The 17,019-nt window shown below is 58.6% G+C and carries 12 protein-coding genes and 1 pseudogene; 3 read left to right on the top strand and 10 right to left on the bottom strand.

Features of this window, described 5'->3' with window-relative positions; translation table 11 throughout:
• Positions 1 to 2: 2 nt before the first annotated feature.
• From nadC to hutI, 7 genes are all read right to left on the bottom strand, one after another.
• A complete protein-coding gene (gene nadC, locus HW561_RS10890) occupies positions 3 to 851 on the bottom strand; it encodes a carboxylating nicotinate-nucleotide diphosphorylase (RefSeq protein ID WP_176864614.1) in 849 nt (282 codons plus the stop codon).
• The gene (locus HW561_RS10885; RefSeq protein ID WP_176864611.1) at positions 848 to 2,416 is read right to left on the bottom strand and encodes an L-aspartate oxidase; all 1,569 of its coding nucleotides are present in this window, start codon (positions 2,414 to 2,416) and stop codon (positions 848 to 850) included. The genes nadC and HW561_RS10885 overlap by 4 nt, the downstream gene beginning before the upstream one ends.
• 6 nt (positions 2,417 to 2,422) lie before the next feature.
• Complete coding sequence (gene nadA / locus HW561_RS10880; RefSeq protein ID WP_176864608.1) at positions 2,423 to 3,472, bottom strand: quinolinate synthase NadA; 1,050 nt, start codon at positions 3,470 to 3,472, stop codon at positions 2,423 to 2,425.
• 200 nt (positions 3,473 to 3,672) lie between these two features.
• The gene (hutU, locus tag HW561_RS10875; RefSeq protein WP_176864605.1) at positions 3,673 to 5,355 is read right to left on the bottom strand and encodes a urocanate hydratase; all 1,683 of its coding nucleotides are present in this window, start codon (positions 5,353 to 5,355) and stop codon (positions 3,673 to 3,675) included.
• A complete protein-coding gene (gene hutG, locus HW561_RS10870) occupies positions 5,352 to 6,155 on the bottom strand; it encodes an N-formylglutamate deformylase (protein ID WP_176864602.1) in 804 nt (267 codons plus the stop codon). Before hutG ends, hutU begins: the two co-directional genes overlap by 4 nt.
• Complete coding sequence (hutH, locus tag HW561_RS10865) at positions 6,152 to 7,690, bottom strand: histidine ammonia-lyase (protein ID WP_176864599.1); 1,539 nt, start codon at positions 7,688 to 7,690, stop codon at positions 6,152 to 6,154. The genes hutG and hutH overlap by 4 nt, the downstream gene beginning before the upstream one ends.
• On the bottom strand, positions 7,687 to 8,898 hold the full coding sequence (hutI, locus tag HW561_RS10860) for an imidazolonepropionase (RefSeq protein WP_176864596.1): 1,212 nt from the start codon (positions 8,896 to 8,898) through the stop codon (positions 7,687 to 7,689). The genes hutH and hutI overlap by 4 nt, the downstream gene beginning before the upstream one ends.
• An 82-nt stretch (positions 8,899 to 8,980) precedes the next feature.
• On the opposite strand from hutI, the gene HW561_RS10855 reads away from it, so the two are divergent.
• On the top strand, positions 8,981 to 10,345 hold the full coding sequence (locus tag HW561_RS10855; RefSeq protein WP_176864594.1) for a formimidoylglutamate deiminase: 1,365 nt from the start codon (positions 8,981 to 8,983) through the stop codon (positions 10,343 to 10,345).
• An 82-nt stretch (positions 10,346 to 10,427) separates the two neighbouring features.
• Positions 10,428 to 11,129, top strand: coding sequence for a GntR family transcriptional regulator (locus HW561_RS10850; protein WP_176864591.1), 702 nt, complete (start codon positions 10,428 to 10,430; stop codon positions 11,127 to 11,129).
• A 163-nt stretch (positions 11,130 to 11,292) separates the two neighbouring features.
• Here the strand turns inward: HW561_RS10850 and HW561_RS10845 are convergent.
• The 3 genes and pseudogenes from HW561_RS10845 to HW561_RS10840 all read right to left on the bottom strand — a co-directional run bounded on the left by HW561_RS10845 (position 11,293) and on the right by HW561_RS10840 (position 13,456).
• Positions 11,293 to 12,092, bottom strand: a pseudogene (locus tag HW561_RS10845) (aldehyde dehydrogenase family protein).
• 46 nt (positions 12,093 to 12,138) lie between these two features.
• Positions 12,139 to 12,276, bottom strand: coding sequence for a hypothetical protein (locus tag HW561_RS23915; RefSeq protein WP_235962865.1), 138 nt, complete (start codon positions 12,274 to 12,276; stop codon positions 12,139 to 12,141).
• Between the two features lie 175 nt (positions 12,277 to 12,451).
• A complete protein-coding gene (locus HW561_RS10840) occupies positions 12,452 to 13,456 on the bottom strand; it encodes a LysR family transcriptional regulator (protein WP_176864588.1) in 1,005 nt (334 codons plus the stop codon).
• Between the two features lie 357 nt (positions 13,457 to 13,813).
• Between HW561_RS10840 and HW561_RS10835 the strand changes: the two genes are divergently transcribed.
• Positions 13,814 to 16,990: a beta strand repeat-containing protein gene (locus tag HW561_RS10835; protein ID WP_176864586.1), complete on the top strand. Its 3,177-nt coding sequence runs from the start codon at positions 13,814 to 13,816 to the stop codon at positions 16,988 to 16,990.
• Positions 16,991 to 17,019 lie beyond the last annotated feature (29 nt).

Raw genomic sequence — 17,019 nt, 5'->3', positions numbered from 1 at the left:
CGTCAGAAGTCCAGGCCCAGATCGACCGTACGGGCGGAATGGGTCAGCGCACCGGATGAGATATAATCCACCCCGGTCGCCGCAATCGACGCGACCCGGTCGACCGTCACATTCCCGCTGGCTTCGGTTTTTATACGGCCGTCAACCATCGCAACGGCCTTGCCCAGCGTTTCGTTATCCATGTTGTCCAACAACACGACCGAGGCACCGCCAACCTCCAACACCTCGGCAAGCTGATCCAACCGGTCCACTTCGATCTCGACCGCCATCATGTGGCTGGCCTGAGCCTTGGCGGCCTCCAGCACCTGACGGATGCCACCCGCCGCCGCAATGTGATTGTCCTTGATCAAAATCGCGTCGGACAAGGAATAGCGATGGTTGAAGCCACCGCCGTGCAACACAGCCAGTTTCTCAACACTCCGCAGTCCGGGCGTGGTCTTACGCGTGCAGGTAATGCGCGCATCGGTGCCCCCGGTCTGCGCAACAAACGTCGCCGTCTGAGTTGCGATCCCGGTCAGGCGGCCGGCAAAGTTCAAGGCAACCCGCTCACCCGAGAGAATAGACGCGACGGCCCCTTTGATTGTCATCAGCGTGTCGCCCCGTTTGCACGGCGCGCCATCCTTGACATGGGTTTTTATGTCCAACGACGGGTCTACCAAGCAAAAAGCAATCACCGCCACCTGCATACCCGACACAATGGCATCTTCACGCGCATTCAACCGGGCCTCATAGGTTGTACCATCAGGGATCACCACGCGCGTGGTCACATCGCCATAGCTGCCAAGATCCTCCATCAAAGCGTTGCGGATCATCGGCTCGAGGATCAGATCAGGCAGGGTAGCAAAACTCATGATATTTCCTTGCAGGCTTGGCCCCGAATGACGAGCGCGTCAGACAGGTGCATCCGGGATCGCTCACCTTGCCCGTTGGCAGTTTCGGGAAAATCGGATCGTTCATGCGCGCCGCGGCTTTCTTCGCGGATCAGCGCACTGGCCGCTATCAGCGTGGCGGTGGCACACATGTTTCTGAACGTCGGATCATCGGCGTGATCCGCCTCGAGCGCCGCAATGGTCTGAAGCGCCCGGATCAGCCCGGCGCGATCCCGCACCACGCCCACATGACGGGTCATGACCTGCCGCAACTCCTGTACAGCCACCGAGCTGGCAGACATGCCAGCGTTGGCAAATCGAATATCCAGCGGGGCGGCATCGTCGACGGCAGGCAGAATACCTGCAATACCGTCGGCACAAATGCGAGCATAGACCAGCGCCTCTAACAGACCATTCGATGCCAGCCGGTTCGCACCGTGTAGGCCGGTCGAAGACGCCTCGCCACAGACCCACAATCCGTCAAGACTGGCCCGGCCCTGCGTATCCGTGTCAATTCCGCCCATATGGTAATGCGCAGCGGGGGCAACCGGGATTGGGTCTTGCGTCGGATCGATACCATTGCTGAGGCAATAGTCGACAACGGCAGGGAACAGTTCGGTGATACGCTCCCCCAAGGCGGCCCGCGTATCAAGCATTGGTCGATTACCCGCCTGCACTTCGGCAAAAATTGCGCGGGCCACGACATCGCGCGGGGCAAGCTCCGCATCTGGGTGGATGGCTTGCATGAAGCGCACACCATGCTTGTTGATCAGGGTCGCCCCCTCACCGCGCAAGGCTTCGGTCGCCAGAGGCGCGGGGTCGGCGCCCACGTCCATAGCTGTGGGATGAAACTGGACAAACTCGGCATCCGCGATCAAGGCACCGGCGCGCGCAGCCATTCCGATAACCTGCCCACGAATACGTGGCGGATTGGTGGTCAGAGCATAAAGCCCACCCGACCCACCGCCCGCCAGCAGCACAGCAGGACCGTGCACCGTCACGGTGTCCGAACCACCCTCGGATGCGTCCTGAACCGCAACGCCGGTAACGCGCGCATCCGCCACCCCCAAACCGACAGCAATTACACCTTCCAGAACCTGAATAGACGGCGTTTCGCGAACCCGTTCGATCAGGGCCGCCATGATTTCGCTGCCGGCTTGATCACCCTTCACCCGCACCACACGGGCAAAACTATGGGCTGCCTCGCGCGACAAAACGTAATCTCCGCCCTTGGTACGGTCGAACGGTGTGCCCATCGTCGTCAGATCGAGAATGTACGCGCGTGCTTCGCGGGTTACCAGATCGGCAACATCAGGCGCGACCATCCCAGCCCCGGCTTTCACGGTGTCTGCCGCGTGGCTTTCAGGACTGTCCGCGACGTCCATCGCTGCGGCCACACCACCCTGCGCCCAGGCCGAACTGGCCCCCTGCCCCAACGGATCGGGCGAGATCACGACCACCGGACGCGGCGCAAATTTCAACGCAGCATAAAGCGCACCAATACCCGCACCCACGATGATGACACGATCCGTGGTGATGTCCGTCATGTCAGATCAGAGACCAAGCTTGCGCGACAGGTCAATCATCGCCTGCACCGACTTGCGCGCCTTGACGGCCACATCCTCGGCGACTTCGACCTGCCCCTCCATCGTGTGCAAAACGAACAAGATCTTTTCCAGCGTGATTTTCTTCATGTAGGGGCACATGTTGCAGGGCCCGACAAAATCGACCTCTGGCAATTCATCCGCAATGTTCGAGGCCATAGAGCATTCGGTGATCAGCATCGCACGCTCGGGTTTTTCGTCATGCACGTATTTGATGATGCCGCTGGTCGAGCCGGAGAAATCGGCCTCGGCCACCACATCGGGGGGACACTCGGGATGAGCAATCAGACGCGTACCAGGGTTCCACTCGCGGAATTCGCGCAGATCCTGCGGCGTGTATTGTTCGTGCACGATGCAAGAGCCCGGCCAATACACAACATTCTTGTGGCTTTCATTGGCTACATTTTGCGCCAGATACTGATCCGGCGTCATGATGACCGTATCGCTGTCCATCGCGTTCACGATCTGAACCGCGTTGGAGGAGGTACAGCAGATATCCGAACCCGCCTTCACCTCGGCCGTGGTATTCACATAAGAGACAACCGGTGCGCCGGGGTATTTGACGCGCATTTCATCGATTCCCTCGGCGGTGATCGATTCTGCCAGTGAACAACCCGCCTGCATATCCGGCATCAGAACAATCTTTTGCGGGCTCAGAATCTTGGACGTCTCGGCCATGAAATGCACGCCGGCCTGTACGATCACGTCCTCTTCGACCTCACTGGCTTTCATCGCCAGCTGCAGGCTATCGCCGACAAAGTCTGAGACGCCATGAAAAATCTCAGGCGTCATGTAATTGTGCCCCAAGATCACAGCGTTACGCTGTTTCTTAAGCACATTGATCGCGCGGACATAAGGGGCATATATGGCCCAGTCCGGCGGGCTGACCACGCGGTCCATACGCGCGTAGATATCCTGCATTTCGTTGGCCAAAGTGGCCGAAGGGGCGAGGTCGTATTCGTCCGAAAGAACGGAACGGACAGTTGAAAGATCGAGCAACGGACGAGCTACCTTTTCAGTTGTCGTTGGCCTGGCGGGCTACTTAGGAACGTAGGCCTAGCCGATACATTCCATTTCTTAAACCGCAAATTTCGGCGTTAGCGCTAAGGTGTTCTGACAAATTCAAAGGCAACCCGGACAGGGCCATAAAGTTGGTAGTGGTAAAAGCCGGAACGCTCAACACGTTTCGGCCGTCGAATTCAGCCCAAAATGCCGGGCAGACGCAGGCCATGGTCGCGCGCGCAGTCTTTTGCGTCCTCATAACCTGCATCGGCATGACGCCAGACACCTGATGCCGGATCGTTCCATAGAACACGCTCCAACCGCTTGGCCGCCGCGTCGGTCCCATCTGCACAGATCACAACGCCCGCGTGCTGGCTAAAGCCCATCCCAACGCCGCCACCGTGATGCAGCGATACCCAGGTCGCGCCCGAAGCCGTGTTGACCAGCGCGTTCAGCAACGGCCAGTCTGACACGGCATCCGAGCCATCCTTCATCGCTTCGGTCTCGCGATTGGGTGAGGCGACCGAACCGCTGTCCAGATGGTCACGCCCGATGACAACGGGCGCTTTTAATTCACCACTACGCACCATCTCGTTGAAGGCCAGACCGGCCTTGTGGCGATCTCCCAGACCGATCCAGCAGATCCGCGCAGGCAGGCCCTGAAAGGCGATGCGGTCTTGCGCCATATCCAGCCAGTTGTGCAGGTGCGTGTTCTCGGGGAACAGCTCTTTCATCTTGGCGTCGGTTTTATAGATATCCTCGGGATCACCTGACAACGCGCACCAGCGGAATGGACCGATGCCGCGACAGAACAGCGGGCGGATATAGGCCGGGACAAAACCGGGGAAGGCAAAGGCGTTCTCCAACCCTTCATCCTGAGCGACTTGTCGGATGTTGTTGCCATAATCCAGCGTCGGCACATCCGCGTTCCAGAAATCAACCATCGCAGCCACGTGCTGCTTCATCGAGGCACAGGCCGCCTTTTCAACTGCTTTGGGATCGCTTTCTCGCTTGTCTTTCCACTGCGCCATCGACCAGCCCAGCGGCAGATAGCCATTGATAGGATCATGGGCCGAGGTCTGGTCAGTCACAATATCGGGCCGCATACCACCCGCTTGCATGCGGCGGTAGATTTCGGGGAATATCTCGGCGGCATTGCCCAGCAAGCCTACAGACTTGGCCTCTCCCGCCTTGGTCCAGCGGTCGATCATCACAAGCGCCTCATCCAGAGTCTCGGCCTTTTCATCCAGATACTTGGTGCGCAGGCGGAAATCGATGCTGTCGGAGTTACATTCAACCGCCAGACAACAGGCACCGGCAAACACTGCGGCCAAAGGCTGTGCACCGCCCATACCACCCAGACCTCCGGTCAGGATCCACTTGCCGGTGAGGTCACCGCCATAGTGCTGACGCCCCGCCTCGGCAAAGGTCTCATACGTGCCCTGCACGATGCCCTGCGTGCCGATGTAGATCCACGATCCAGCCGTCATCTGGCCGTACATCATCAAGCCCTTCTTATCGAGCTCGTTAAAATGATCCCAATTGGCCCAGTGTGGCACGATGTTCGAATTGGCGATCAATACCCGCGGTGCATCCGTGTGGGTCTTCACAATCGCCACCGGCTTGCCCGATTGCACCACCAGCGTTTCGTCCTCTTCCAGATCCTTGAGGCTGGCAATGATGGTGTCAAAATCCTTCCAGGTCCGCGCGGCACGGCCAATGCCGCCATAAACCACCAGTTCATGCGGGTTCTCGGCCACATCGGGATGCAGGTTGTTCATCAGCATCCGCATCGGGGCTTCGGTCATCCAGCTTTTGGCGTTCAGCTCGGGGCCTGTGGGCGGGTATACGTCACGGGTATTCTTGCGGGGATCGGTCATATCTTTCCTCCGGTCTGCGGGGCCCAATCGGCCAGGCTTTCGAGAATATCTTTCAGGTGAGCGCGCATTCGATCTGCCTTGCCTGTATCAAAGGTCCAAGGTGGGGCTTCGGCACTCAGATACGTGCTTTGTGCCAGCTCCATCTGAATTGCGTGAAACCCATTGGCTGGCTGTCCGTAGTGGCGCGTGGTCCAGCCGCCTTTGAAGCGACCATTCAGAACCAAGCTGTAGCCTTCCGCCGCCTGACATATCGACATCACACGGTTTTCGATTTCCGGGTCACAGGTGGCGCCCAGATTGGTACCAACATTGAAATCCGGCAACACATCGTCGAACAGGAAGGGAACCCGTGACCGGATCGAATGGCAATCGTAGAGTATGGCAAAACCGTGGATCGCCCTTACGCGATCCAGCTCGGCCGCAAGCGCTGCATGATAGGGCGCATGAAAAACGTCTCGCCGCTCTGCGATATCTTTTGCCGTGGGTGGAATATCCCAGATATCCTGCCCATCGAAATCTGTCAGCGGCACAAGCGTTGTTGTGTTTTGCCCCGGATACAGTGACGTGCCCGCTGGGTCACGGTTTGCATCGATCACGTAACGGTGGAATGTCGCACGCACCATCGTGGCATCCGGCAAGACCCCGTCATAGAGCGTGTGAATGTGCCAGTCCGTGTCTGCCAGCGCCTTGCCACAGGCGTTCAGCTTTGCATCGATCGTTGCGGGTACAAATGTGCCCGTATGCGGCAACCCCAGAACGACCGGACTATTACCCCGGCTGATTTCGACAGGATCGGTCATGCCCCTAGCTCTGGCATTTCGACCCCGGTGCCACGGGCGATCTCACCGCTGGCGATCAGGACCGAGGCTGCCTCAATATCCGGAGCGGCATATCGGTCATCTTCCAAGCTTGGCACAACCGCGCGCAGACGCGCCATCACGCTTTGCAGCGCCGCACTTGTTGGCAGCGGCGCGCGGAATTCGATCCCTTGCGTGGCACACAACAATTCGACCCCCAGGATACGCTCAAGATTCGTGACCATCTGCCCCAAACGTCGTGCGCCATGCGCCGCCATCGAGACGTGGTCCTCCTGATTGGCAGAAGTTGGCGTGCTGTCCGTCACACAAGGATTGGCGAGATGCTTGTTCTCGCTCATCAATGCGGCGGTGGTCACCTCGGCAATCATATAGCCTGAATTCAACCCTGGATTAGGGGTCAGGAACGGCGGCAGATCAAAGCTCAGCACCGGATCGACGATCAGGGCGATGCGACGTTGTGCGATAGCACCGATTTCCGCCAAAGCCAGTGCGATCATGTCGGCGGCAAAGCCCACCGGTTCAGCGTGAAAATTCCCACCCGAGACAATCAGTCCTGTCTTGGACAAAACCAGAGGATTGTCGGTGGCAGCATTGGCCTCGATTTCCAGCGTGGTTGCGGCCTGCCGCAGCACATCCATGGCCGCGCCGACAACTTGCGGCTGACAGCGAATGCAATACGGATCCTGCACCCGCGTATCGCCGTCACGATGGCTTTCGCGAATAACCGAGCCCGCCAAAAGGGCGCGCATGGTGGCACCCGCCTCGATCTGACCCCGATGACCCCGCAACGTATGGATTTCCGGCTGCAAGGGGGCCGTCGAGCCCATGATCGCATCTGTCGTCAGCGCCGAGGTGATCAGCGCGCTTTGCGCCGCCTGCCAGGCCCCAAACAGCCCTGCCAGCGCGAAGGCAGTCGAGAATTGCGTGCCGTTGATCAGCGCCAGTCCTTCCTTTGGACCCAGTTCTACGGGGTTCAACCCTGCGGCGGTCAGCGCCGCATCGCCGGGCATCACGGTGCCTTCGAACTCGGCCTCGCCCGCACCCATCATGACAGCAGCCATGTGGGACAAGGGCGCAAGATCGCCCGACGCGCCCACCGACCCTTGTGCCGGGATCACCGGTGTCACGCCAGTTTCAAGCATCCCTTCCAGCAAATCGACCAGTTCAAGCCGAACACCCGATGCGCCGCGACCGAGGCTAAGCAATTTCAGCACCATCATCAGGCGGGCATGGGCGCGGGGGATCGCAGGACCGACCCCGCAGCAATGGCTGAGGATCAGGTTTCGCTGCAATGTGGCGGTATCTTCGGGCGCAATCTTGACGCTGGCCAGTTTTCCAAAGCCGGTATTGACGCCGTAAACCGCTGCATCTCCGGCGGCGGCGTCGGCGATGCGCTGATGCGCTGCCTCAATGGCAGGGCGACAGGACGGGTCCAGCCGCACGGCGCATTCTTCTCGGAATACCTGCTCAAGCTGGTGCAATGAAACTGAGCCAGGGATCAGGGTCAGGGTCGTCACGGATTACCTCCGGAAATTCGGGTGTGAAGGGGATTAAAACCGATGCGATAAGACAGCTCGGCCGGATGGGTTGCATTCCAGACCGCCAGATCCGCACGCAGGCCCCGGGCGATCTGGCCGCAATCGGTCAGACCCAGCGCGCGCGCGGCGTGGACCGTGACACCCTGCAGGGATTCCTCGGGCGTCATGCGGAACAGCGTGCAGCCCATGTTCATCGCCAACAGCAACGACGTCATCGGTGCCGATCCCGGATTGCAATCGGTGGCCAGCGCCATAGGAACGCCTGCCTCACGCAACTGCTCGATTGGCGGTGCCTGCGTTTCCCGCAGAGTGTAGAAGGCCCCAGGCAGGATTACAGCAACGGTGCCCGCGCTGGCCATCGCGTCAACACCATCCTGATCGAGATATTCAATATGATCCGCTGACAAGGCGCCATAGCTGGCCGCCAGTTTCGCTCCGCCCAGATTTGAGAGCTGCTCGGCGTGCACCTTGATGGGCAAGCCCATCTCTTTTGCGGCATCGAACAGCGGAACCAACTGGTCCGGCAGGAATGCAATCCCTTCACAAAATGCGTCAACCGCATCGACCAGACCTTTCAGGTGCGCTTCCTTCAGGGTCGGGATGCACACGTTTTCGATGTAATCCTCGGCGCGACCTTTGTAATTGTCCGGCACCGCGTGAGCGCCCAAAAAACTGGTCACGACACGGATGGGCCGATGACCCGACAGCGCGCGTGCGGCACGCAGCATGTTCAACTCTGTCTCGCGATCCAGCCCATAGCCAGACTTTACCTCGATGACCGAAACACCCTCGGCCAGCATGGCATCTACGCGCGGCAGGGCTTGTGCAACCAATTCCTCCACACTCGCCGCGCGCGTGGCTTTGACGGTCGAGATGATCCCACCACCTGCACGTGCCACCTCTTCGTAGCTGGCGCCGTTGAGGCGCATCTCGAACTCCTCAGCCCGATGCCCGCCATGCACTATATGCGTATGACAATCGATCAGCGAAGGCGTGACTAAACGGCCTTCTAAAGAAACCCGCGCCAAATCTGCATATTCCACAGGCAGTTCAGCCGCGCGTCCAACCCATGCAGTTTGTCCATCCACAACGGCGATCGCAGCGTCCTCGATCAGCCCATACGGCGCAGGGCCCGACGCCATCGTCGCAGCGTTAAGATCTGTAAAAACCCTGCCAAGCGCTTGCATTGGACTCTCGACCTCTCTGCATTTCTCTCTTTTCTAGTACAAATCATTATGCAATATGTCTATCCATAAAATGAGGTGGAAGATGACTGCTGTCTTTGCAAAACGCGCCTTGCTGGGCGCAGGTTGGGTGGAAAATCTGCGGCTCGAAATAGAAGGTGGATACATTTCGAACCTGTACCCGGACAGCAGTCCACAAGGCGGCGACGCCACCGTCGATACTCTGCTGCCAGCGCTGGCCAACCTCCACAGCCACGCTTTTCAGCGCGCTATGGCCGGCATGACGGAATACCGAATGGCCGGGCGTGACAGCTTTTGGACGTGGCGCGATTTGATGTACCGCTTTACTGCGCATCTAAGGCCCGAGCAGGTTCAGGCCATCGCAGCCTTGGTTTATATGGAAATGCAAGAGGCCGGGTATGCCTCGGTCGGAGAGTTCCACTACCTTCACCATCAGCCAAACGGCACGCCCTATGATCACCTCGCAGAACTGTCAGACCGGATCATGGCCGCAGCAGACGAAACCGGGATCGGCCTGACCCATTTGCCGGTCCTGTATTCTTATTCAGGCGTTGGGCAAAAGCCGCTGGAGGTTGGACAGCGACGGTTTGGCAATGATGTCACCCGCTATTGTTCTTTGGTCGAGCAGGCCACCGAAACCCTATCAACACTGCCCGGGGATTGCCGTGTGGGGATCGCGCCGCATTCCCTGCGGGCCACGTCGCCCGGTGACTTGACTGAAGTTCTGAAGATCCACGCAACCGGTCCGGTCCACATCCATATCGCTGAACAGCCCAAGGAAGTGGCTGAGGTCCAGGCCGGGCTAGGCGCGCGTCCGGTTGAGTGGCTTTTGAATAATGCACCCGTTGACGCGCGATGGTGCCTGATCCACGCCACTCACATGACAGATCAGGAAACACGGGACATGGCCGCCAGCCAAGCTGTGGCCGGGCTGTGCCCGATTACCGAAGCCAATTTGGGTGATGGTCCATTCAACGGTGCGATTTACCTGGAGGCCAGCGGTGCATTTGGGGTCGGATCCGATTCCAACGTGTTGATCTCTCTGACGGAAGAATTGCGCACGCTGGAGTATTCTCAGCGCTTGCGTGACCTGTCGCGAAACGTTTTGGTGATGGGCGAGGGCTCTGTCGGGCAAGCCGTCTATTGCGGTGCAGCCGCGGGCGGAGCGCAGGCCTTGGGGCGGCCCGCCGGGCGGATTGCCAAAGGCATGCTGGCAGACTTGGTCGCCATCGACAGTCAGGATCAGGCGCTTTGCAGCCTCAAACCGGAGCAGTTGCTGGATGGGCTGGTCTTTGCCGCAAAAGATCATGTGGTGACGGATCTCTGGTCAGCCGGCCGCCATAAGGTACAAAGCCGCCGCCATGTTGCAAGAGACCGGATTGTTGCCAACTATCGAGCAGCCATGACCAACTTGCTGTCCAACCTATAAATGGCGCGATCAAACACTTTGCGCGTTACCAAAATCTTCGACATAATATGAATATGCATATTTTAATTTCTGCGAGCCACATGTGACAAACCAAAAAAGCGTCAGTTTTCAGGACATTCGCGAAGAGGTGATAGACCGCATCCAGACACGGATATGGCCGCAGGGTAGCCTATTGCCGACCGAGCTGGAGTTGGCCGCTGAATTCGGCTGTGCCCGAGCGACGGTAAACCGGGCGCTGCGCGAGCTTGCCGAACAGGGGATCGTGACCCGCAAGCGCAAGGGAGGCACGCGGGTTGTCACAACGCCCGTAAAACATGCAAAGTTGCCGATTGCGGTCGTGCGCCAAACCATTGAAGACATGAATGCGGGGTACCGATATGCCCTCGTCAGCCGCACTCTGATCGATTGCCCGGCATGGTTGCAGGCAAAACTTGGCATTCCCGAAGGGGCGCAGGTGTTGCATCTGCAGTGCATGCATCACGCCGACAATCGCCCATTTCAGTTCGAAGAACGCTGGATCAATGTCAACGCGGTCCCCCACGTGATGGATGAGGGTTTTCTGACCGTAGGCCCAAACGAATGGCTGTTGGCCGAAGTCCCGTTTTCCAATGCCGAAATCGCGTTTTCTGCCGTTCCTGCCACAGGTCACCTGCAGGAGTTTCTGTCCGTGCCGACAGGAACACCATTGTTTCAGCTTGAACGCACGACATGGTTTCGCAACGATCCGGTCACATTCGTTCGCATGACCTTCCACCAAGGTTACCAGATGCGTACCACTTACTGAGCTTTGTTGCCTTCGCGACCAAGATCCGTCTGGACGTACTGAACTAAAAAAGACCCACTTTGAAACAGCTAAGCGATGGACCCCGTCACAGGACACTGCGTGATCGAGGTCGGGGTCAAGGGGCTGGGCCCTCAGAGCTAGATTGCCGGGCAAACATAACAGATTATTCTGGCCAGGGCAGAGGGTAGGTTTTGACATTTGGGAAGAACTTCATCGCCTCGATGACACCTTCCTTCACACCGTTATCGCTGTCCTTGATCCCGCCGAAAGAGGACATTTCGATGCGGTAACCCGGTTGTTCCCAGATGTTGCAGGTGCCGACATCCAATCCGTTGATGTACGCGATTGCCCGATTCAGATCGTTGGTGCGAACACCAGCGGACAAACCAAACGCGGTCCCGTTCGAAATCACCATCACCGCGGCATCGCTATCCGGCACTCGTACGGTGGGAACGATCGGGCCAAAGGTTTCTTCCATCACCAACTCGCTATCATGAGGCACCCTGTCGATCACGATCGGTGGCAGCAATGCGCCATGCCGGTCCGGATGATAAAGGATTTCGGCCCCTTGGTCCGCTGCCTTATAGACCCGGGCCTCGAAAAGTTCCACCGCCTCAGTGTGGATCACGCAGCCCAACTGTGTCCGGGGGTCCTGCGGATCACCAAAGCGGATGGCCTTGACCTTTCCAGAACCATAGGAACGAACCTGTCGGCCACACTGTCCTGAATCAGAATACGTTTGATCGCCGTGCAGCGCTGACCAGAATTCCCGGTGGCACCCGCGACCGCAATCGTGGCGGCCTTATCCAGATCGACGTCATCAAGATCGTTCAGAACAATCAGCGGGTCGTTTCCGCCCAGTTCCAATGCCTACCACTTGTACCCCGTTTTCGCGGCGATCATCTTGCCCACCGAAACACCGCCCGTGAAGGTGATAATATCGATATGGTCATTGGTGATCATCTCATCACCGATATCCTTGGGCCATCCGGTGACCACCTGAAACATCTCAGGCGGCAAACTGAAAGACGTCCTGCGCACGCTGCGTCTCGTAAGTCGCATGCTGGTGGCAGATACCCAACTCCGATATTAGCCACTTTGTCAGGTAATCGCGTTTCTCTCCGATAAGCTCACCAGCACGTCGCAAAATCTGGCTGCGCTCATATCTACTCAGGTCTGAGGGGAAGTTGGCCGCGATATCGAACGCCTGCCGCAGAGGTGAGACATGATCAAGCTATCCCATATCCGGCGGCAACACCGATAGAACCGCAGTTCGCCTTGCGCCAACACCTTGCTTGAAGAGCGTAAACCAACATTGGGGCTCAGTTGTCAGAAATTGCTATCTCCAGCGGCAGGTTTGAAGGTTGCGCTGTTTTCGTACTGCCAGAAGCATTTCCAGAGGAATAGTCCGGCTGAAACGTCGGAATGACACCCTTTGGCGGCTGCTCCAGAATATAAGTGCCAATCGACGCTAACATCGGCTTGCGGGGGCAATTTGGGCGGGTGGCCGCGCCCAGATCACGCAGATGGCCGGGGGCATCGAAGGGGATAAAACACAGCGGCCAGTTGTCTCGTTTGAACTGTTCTGCCGCCAGTGCCGAGACAATCGTGCAATCATCCGAATGACAGATATGCCTGCAGATCGTCTCGAACCGTAGCGCGGTCAGATCAAAACGCTTGCCAATCCGGGTCGAGGAATCCTGTTTGGGCAACCTGTCTTCAAGTTCATAGCCGAAACTGTGCGGCAAACGGATGAAGTCATGCGCCGGTACGTCCTCGGGGGCGATAGAGGTCAATGTGCACAGCGGATGACCCTCGCGCACCGCCAGAAACAACGGTTCGGACCACATCGAGGTGAAATCCAGCGCCGCACCGTTATTGTTCTTCGCGACCAGCGCCATGTCCAGCGTGTGATCCTCGACCATTTGCAGCATATTCTGCGGCAAGTCTTCGATCAGTGTCACCCGCATTCGTGGAAACACAGCGCCAAACAGCTCGGAGAAATACTTGGTCAGATACGGTGCCAATGTCGGCGTCAGACCGATGTTAAGGGGCACGGCTTCGGGATCCCTGAACTCGGTTGCCGTATCGCGGATCTTCTGGGCGTCATTCAGAATGCGCCCGGCAATTTCGACAATACGCGCGCCGCAAGCCGTCGGGCGGACCTCATTGTTCAGACGCAGAAACAGATCGGCACCCAATTCCTGCTCCAGCTTCTTGATCTGGTTCGACATTGCGGGCTGGGACACATTGCAGGCAATCGCGGCCTGGCTGAACTGACCGTGTTTTGCGATTGCAAGGACGTATTCCAGATCTCTGATGTTCATGGGGTACACAATTCACTGTTCAAAACAAACACCAGTCTAGCAGAGAAATACCATCAGGGGTCGGGATTCAGAAGCCTTGGGCAGGGATTCCGCTGGGATTCGCGTCACATTCGTTAACAAATCTGTCAATTCTCGAAAGTGAATAGGTCGCAAGCCGCGTACGCCCTGTCAAAACCGCCTTGTTTCGTGGGGCCCATCTTGGTCCAGCCTCACAGAGTTCGTGAGTATTCGCATCCGTTATACACCCGATTTGCACTGTGAATTTCAGCTGCGCGTCAGCAGAGCCTACTCCTTTGATGTGTCGGCACCCCAATGTACCGGGCCGCCTGCACAACGCAACTTTTGACGGAGTGATCCATGCTGTCCCAATTCCTTGAAGGCCTGCGCGCCCGTCTCTTGACCACATCATCCTTGGCGCAAGAGACAACCCGCGATGGCCAGACCTTGTTTAACAATTTCTTCCAAAACACGGTGGTGGACGACACCCCTGCCTTTGTTCTTGCGAATGATTTTTCCCGTTTGCTGAACTTTGGGCAGATCACCACCACCAACGCGGCGGCAGCCGTTCAGGCGCAGGGCGAAGACGTTGACGTCTTCAACTTCCGCTCAGGCCGGATCGAAGCCAATAGCGGGCCAGACGCATTGGCCAGCGGCGTTCAGGTCACAGGCAGCGCCTCGGCCCGTAATTTCGGTGACATCGCGGGCGAGTTCAACGGCGTGCAGTTTGCGGGCTCTGGTAGTTCGGGCAGCCTGGATAATTTCCGGGGCGGCACGATCAGTTCGGACAGCCGCGCGGTGGACATTCAGGGCCAGGGCGTCGATGTGCGCAACTTCGGCGACATCATCGGCACCGGTGACCAGCGCAACGGCACGATCTACACCAACAGCACGGCCGAGGATGTGACGATCTCGAACTTCTCGGGCGGCACAATCGATGCCGGCGCGGACAATCAGGGCGCCGGCATCTCGCTGCAAGTCGGGGATGAGATTGGCGACCGTGTTGATACCGACGTTTTCAATGGCTTTGGCGCGACCATTCAGGGGCGCGGTCAGGCGGCGTCGAACACCACTTTGGCCGGTGACGGCATCCGCATCGACGATGGCGCCGAAGGCACCATTCTGGACACCCAGATCATCAACAGCGGCCTGATCTCGACCGAGAGCAATCAGGGCACCGCTGCCGGTATCCGCATTGCTGATGGTGCCAATGCCGAAGGCGAGATCCTGAACACCTCGACCGGTGTGATCGAAGGTCCGCGCAATGGCCTGTATATCGGTAATGGCGAACACGATCTGGACGTGCTGAACTTTGGCACCATCCAGTCGGGCAGCCGCGCAGTGAACATCGACGGCTCAGGTGTTGATCTGATCAATGGCGGCGATATCCTCGGCACCGGCGATCAGCGCAACGGCACCGTCTATGCCGACGACACCGCCCGCGACTTTTCGATCAACAACCTGACGACCGGTACGATTGACGCAGGCGAGCATAATGACGGCGCTGGCATCTCGCTGTCTTTGGCCGAGGACGGCAACGGCGAGGTCGAAATCGACAACGCTGGCACCGTCGCAGGTCGTGGGAACGCGGGCGCTGCCCTGGGCACAGCCGGTGACGGCATCCGTCTGGAAGGCATTCGTCAGGAAGGCGGCGGCTTTGCATCAGCTTCCTTCACCGGAACGATCACCAACAGTGGCACGGTGTCCTCGGAAGGCGCAAACGGCACCGTCGGCGCATTCCGCGCGGTGAACAACGTCAATTTCCAGGGTCAACTGGTGAACGAGGAAACCGGCGTATTCGCAGGCGGTCAGAACGGCGTCTACTTCGGCACCGGTGATCACAGCGGCGGATCGTTCGTCAACCGTGGCACAGTGACCTCGGACAGCCGTGCAGTGAACATCGATGGTGAGGGCCTTGAGGTCATCAACGAAGGCGACATCCTCGGCACCGGCAATCAGCGCAACGGCACTGTCTACGCGGATGGTACGGCTGACAACTATACCTTCAGAAACTCTGGTCTGGTGGACGCAGGCGAAGGCAACAATGGCTCAGCCGTTGCGCTGCAAACCGGCGATGTGGCGGGGGATGTGGTTTCGGCTGCCGTCCTGAATACAGGCACCTTGCAAGGGCGCGGCGACGCTGTCGAGGGCAATCAGGTCGGCGACGGTCTGCGCCTTTTCAGCAGCCAGGACGATGCATCCCTTGCCGGAGTGGTCGTCAACGAAGGCCTGATCGCAGGGTCGGATACCTCGGATGCCGCAGCAGGTCTGCGTGTGGACGGTGGCCTGAACCTGTTGGGCGCTGTCCTCAACGAAGGTGAAATCCGTGGCACCGTCAATGCCATCGATGCCTCGGATGCGGGCACCGTGACGATCATCAATGACGACGAAGGCGTGATCAACGGCAATGTGTTGCTGAGCGATGGTGACGATGTCTTTGTTGATCTGGGTACCACCAATGGCGACATCTTTGGCGGTGCGGGTGATGACGTGCTGGTTGCAGGCGATGCGGACAATGTTCTGACCGGTGGTCTGGGCAATGACTTCATTGACGGCGGCGACGGTATCGACACAGCCGATTTCTCGGATCTGGATGTCGGGGTCGAGGTGCGGCTGGACGCCAATGGCAACGGCACAGCCACCCGCGACACAGGCTTTAACGTCTCGGTCGTGGATGCGGTTGTCGTGGCACCGGACCAGTTCGGATCGAACATCGCCGATGGCGCTGCCTTTGTGGAACAGGCTGTACAGGGTAACCTGTATTACAACATCCACACCTCTGACTTTCCCGCCGGGGAAATCCGTGGGCAACTGCTGGTCGACGGCGATGTGACCGAAAATGGCATCCGCACTGTCACACTCAACAGCAGTCTGGACGCAGCGCAGGAACCGGGGCCGACCTCGGACAGCGATGCGACTGGTGAGGCAACAGTTGTCATCACGCAGGACCTCAACACCGGCCAAGTGACCTATTCCAGCGAGCTGAGCGTTGTGGGTCTGAATGAGGCCGACCTGAGCACGCCGATCCCGGGTGTGGTCTCGGCCATCCATCTGCACAATGCACCGGCGGGCGTGAACGGCCCGGTCGTGCAGGATACGCTGGTGGATGCGGGTGCCACGCTGGATGTGGACGCCATCGGTGGCACAGGGGTCATCGGTCAGGATGTCATCGACAACCAGATCGAAACCGATGTGCTGCGGTCCATCGAAAATGTCATCGGTTCGGATGAGGATGACGTGATCATCGGAAGCGATCTGGACAACATCCTGATTGGTGCGGGCGGCGACGACACTCTGGTCGGCGGCGAGGGATCTGACACGTTCCAGTTCAGCGCCAATTTCGGCAACGACGTGATCGAAGATTACGAGGTCGGTCTGGATCAACTTCAGTTCAACGATTTTGGTCCGGATTTCAACACCCCGGTGAACGTCTCGCAGGATGGCAATGACACCCTGATCTCATTCGGCAGCGCAGGTTCGCTCCGGTTGGCGGGCGTGGACAGCGCCGATCTGACCGAAGACGACTTCGTCGCGTAAACGATCAACAGCGGGGCGGCACACGTCGC

Source organism: Ruegeria haliotis (genome assembly GCF_013377785.1).
Lineage (GTDB): Bacteria > Pseudomonadota > Alphaproteobacteria > Rhodobacterales > Rhodobacteraceae > Ruegeria > Ruegeria haliotis.
Note: the sequence above shows the minus strand (reverse complement) of the source record. Positions and strands in the feature narration are given on the sequence as shown.

Bases quoted from the DNA above. Each gene is read 5' to 3' on its own strand.
- nadC (WP_176864614.1), bottom strand. From the start codon at position 851: ATGAGTTTTGCTACCCTGCCTGATCTGATCCTCGAGCCGATGATCCGC.
- HW561_RS10885 (WP_176864611.1), bottom strand. From the start codon at position 2,416: ATGACGGACATCACCACGGATCGTGTCATCATCGTGGGTGCGGGTATT.
- hutU (WP_176864605.1), bottom strand. From the start codon at position 5,355: ATGACCGATCCCCGCAAGAATACCCGTGACGTATACCCGCCCACAGGC.
- hutG (WP_176864602.1), bottom strand. From the start codon at position 6,155: ATGACCGATCCTGTCGAAATCAGCCGGGGTAATAGTCCGGTCGTTCTG.
- hutI (WP_176864596.1), bottom strand. From the start codon at position 8,898: ATGCAAGCGCTTGGCAGGGTTTTTACAGATCTTAACGCTGCGACGATG.
- HW561_RS10855 (WP_176864594.1), top strand. From the start codon at position 8,981: ATGACTGCTGTCTTTGCAAAACGCGCCTTGCTGGGCGCAGGTTGGGTG.
- HW561_RS10840 (WP_176864588.1), bottom strand. From the start codon at position 13,456: ATGAACATCAGAGATCTGGAATACGTCCTTGCAATCGCAAAACACGGT.
- HW561_RS10835 (WP_176864586.1), top strand. From the start codon at position 13,814: ATGCTGTCCCAATTCCTTGAAGGCCTGCGCGCCCGTCTCTTGACCACA.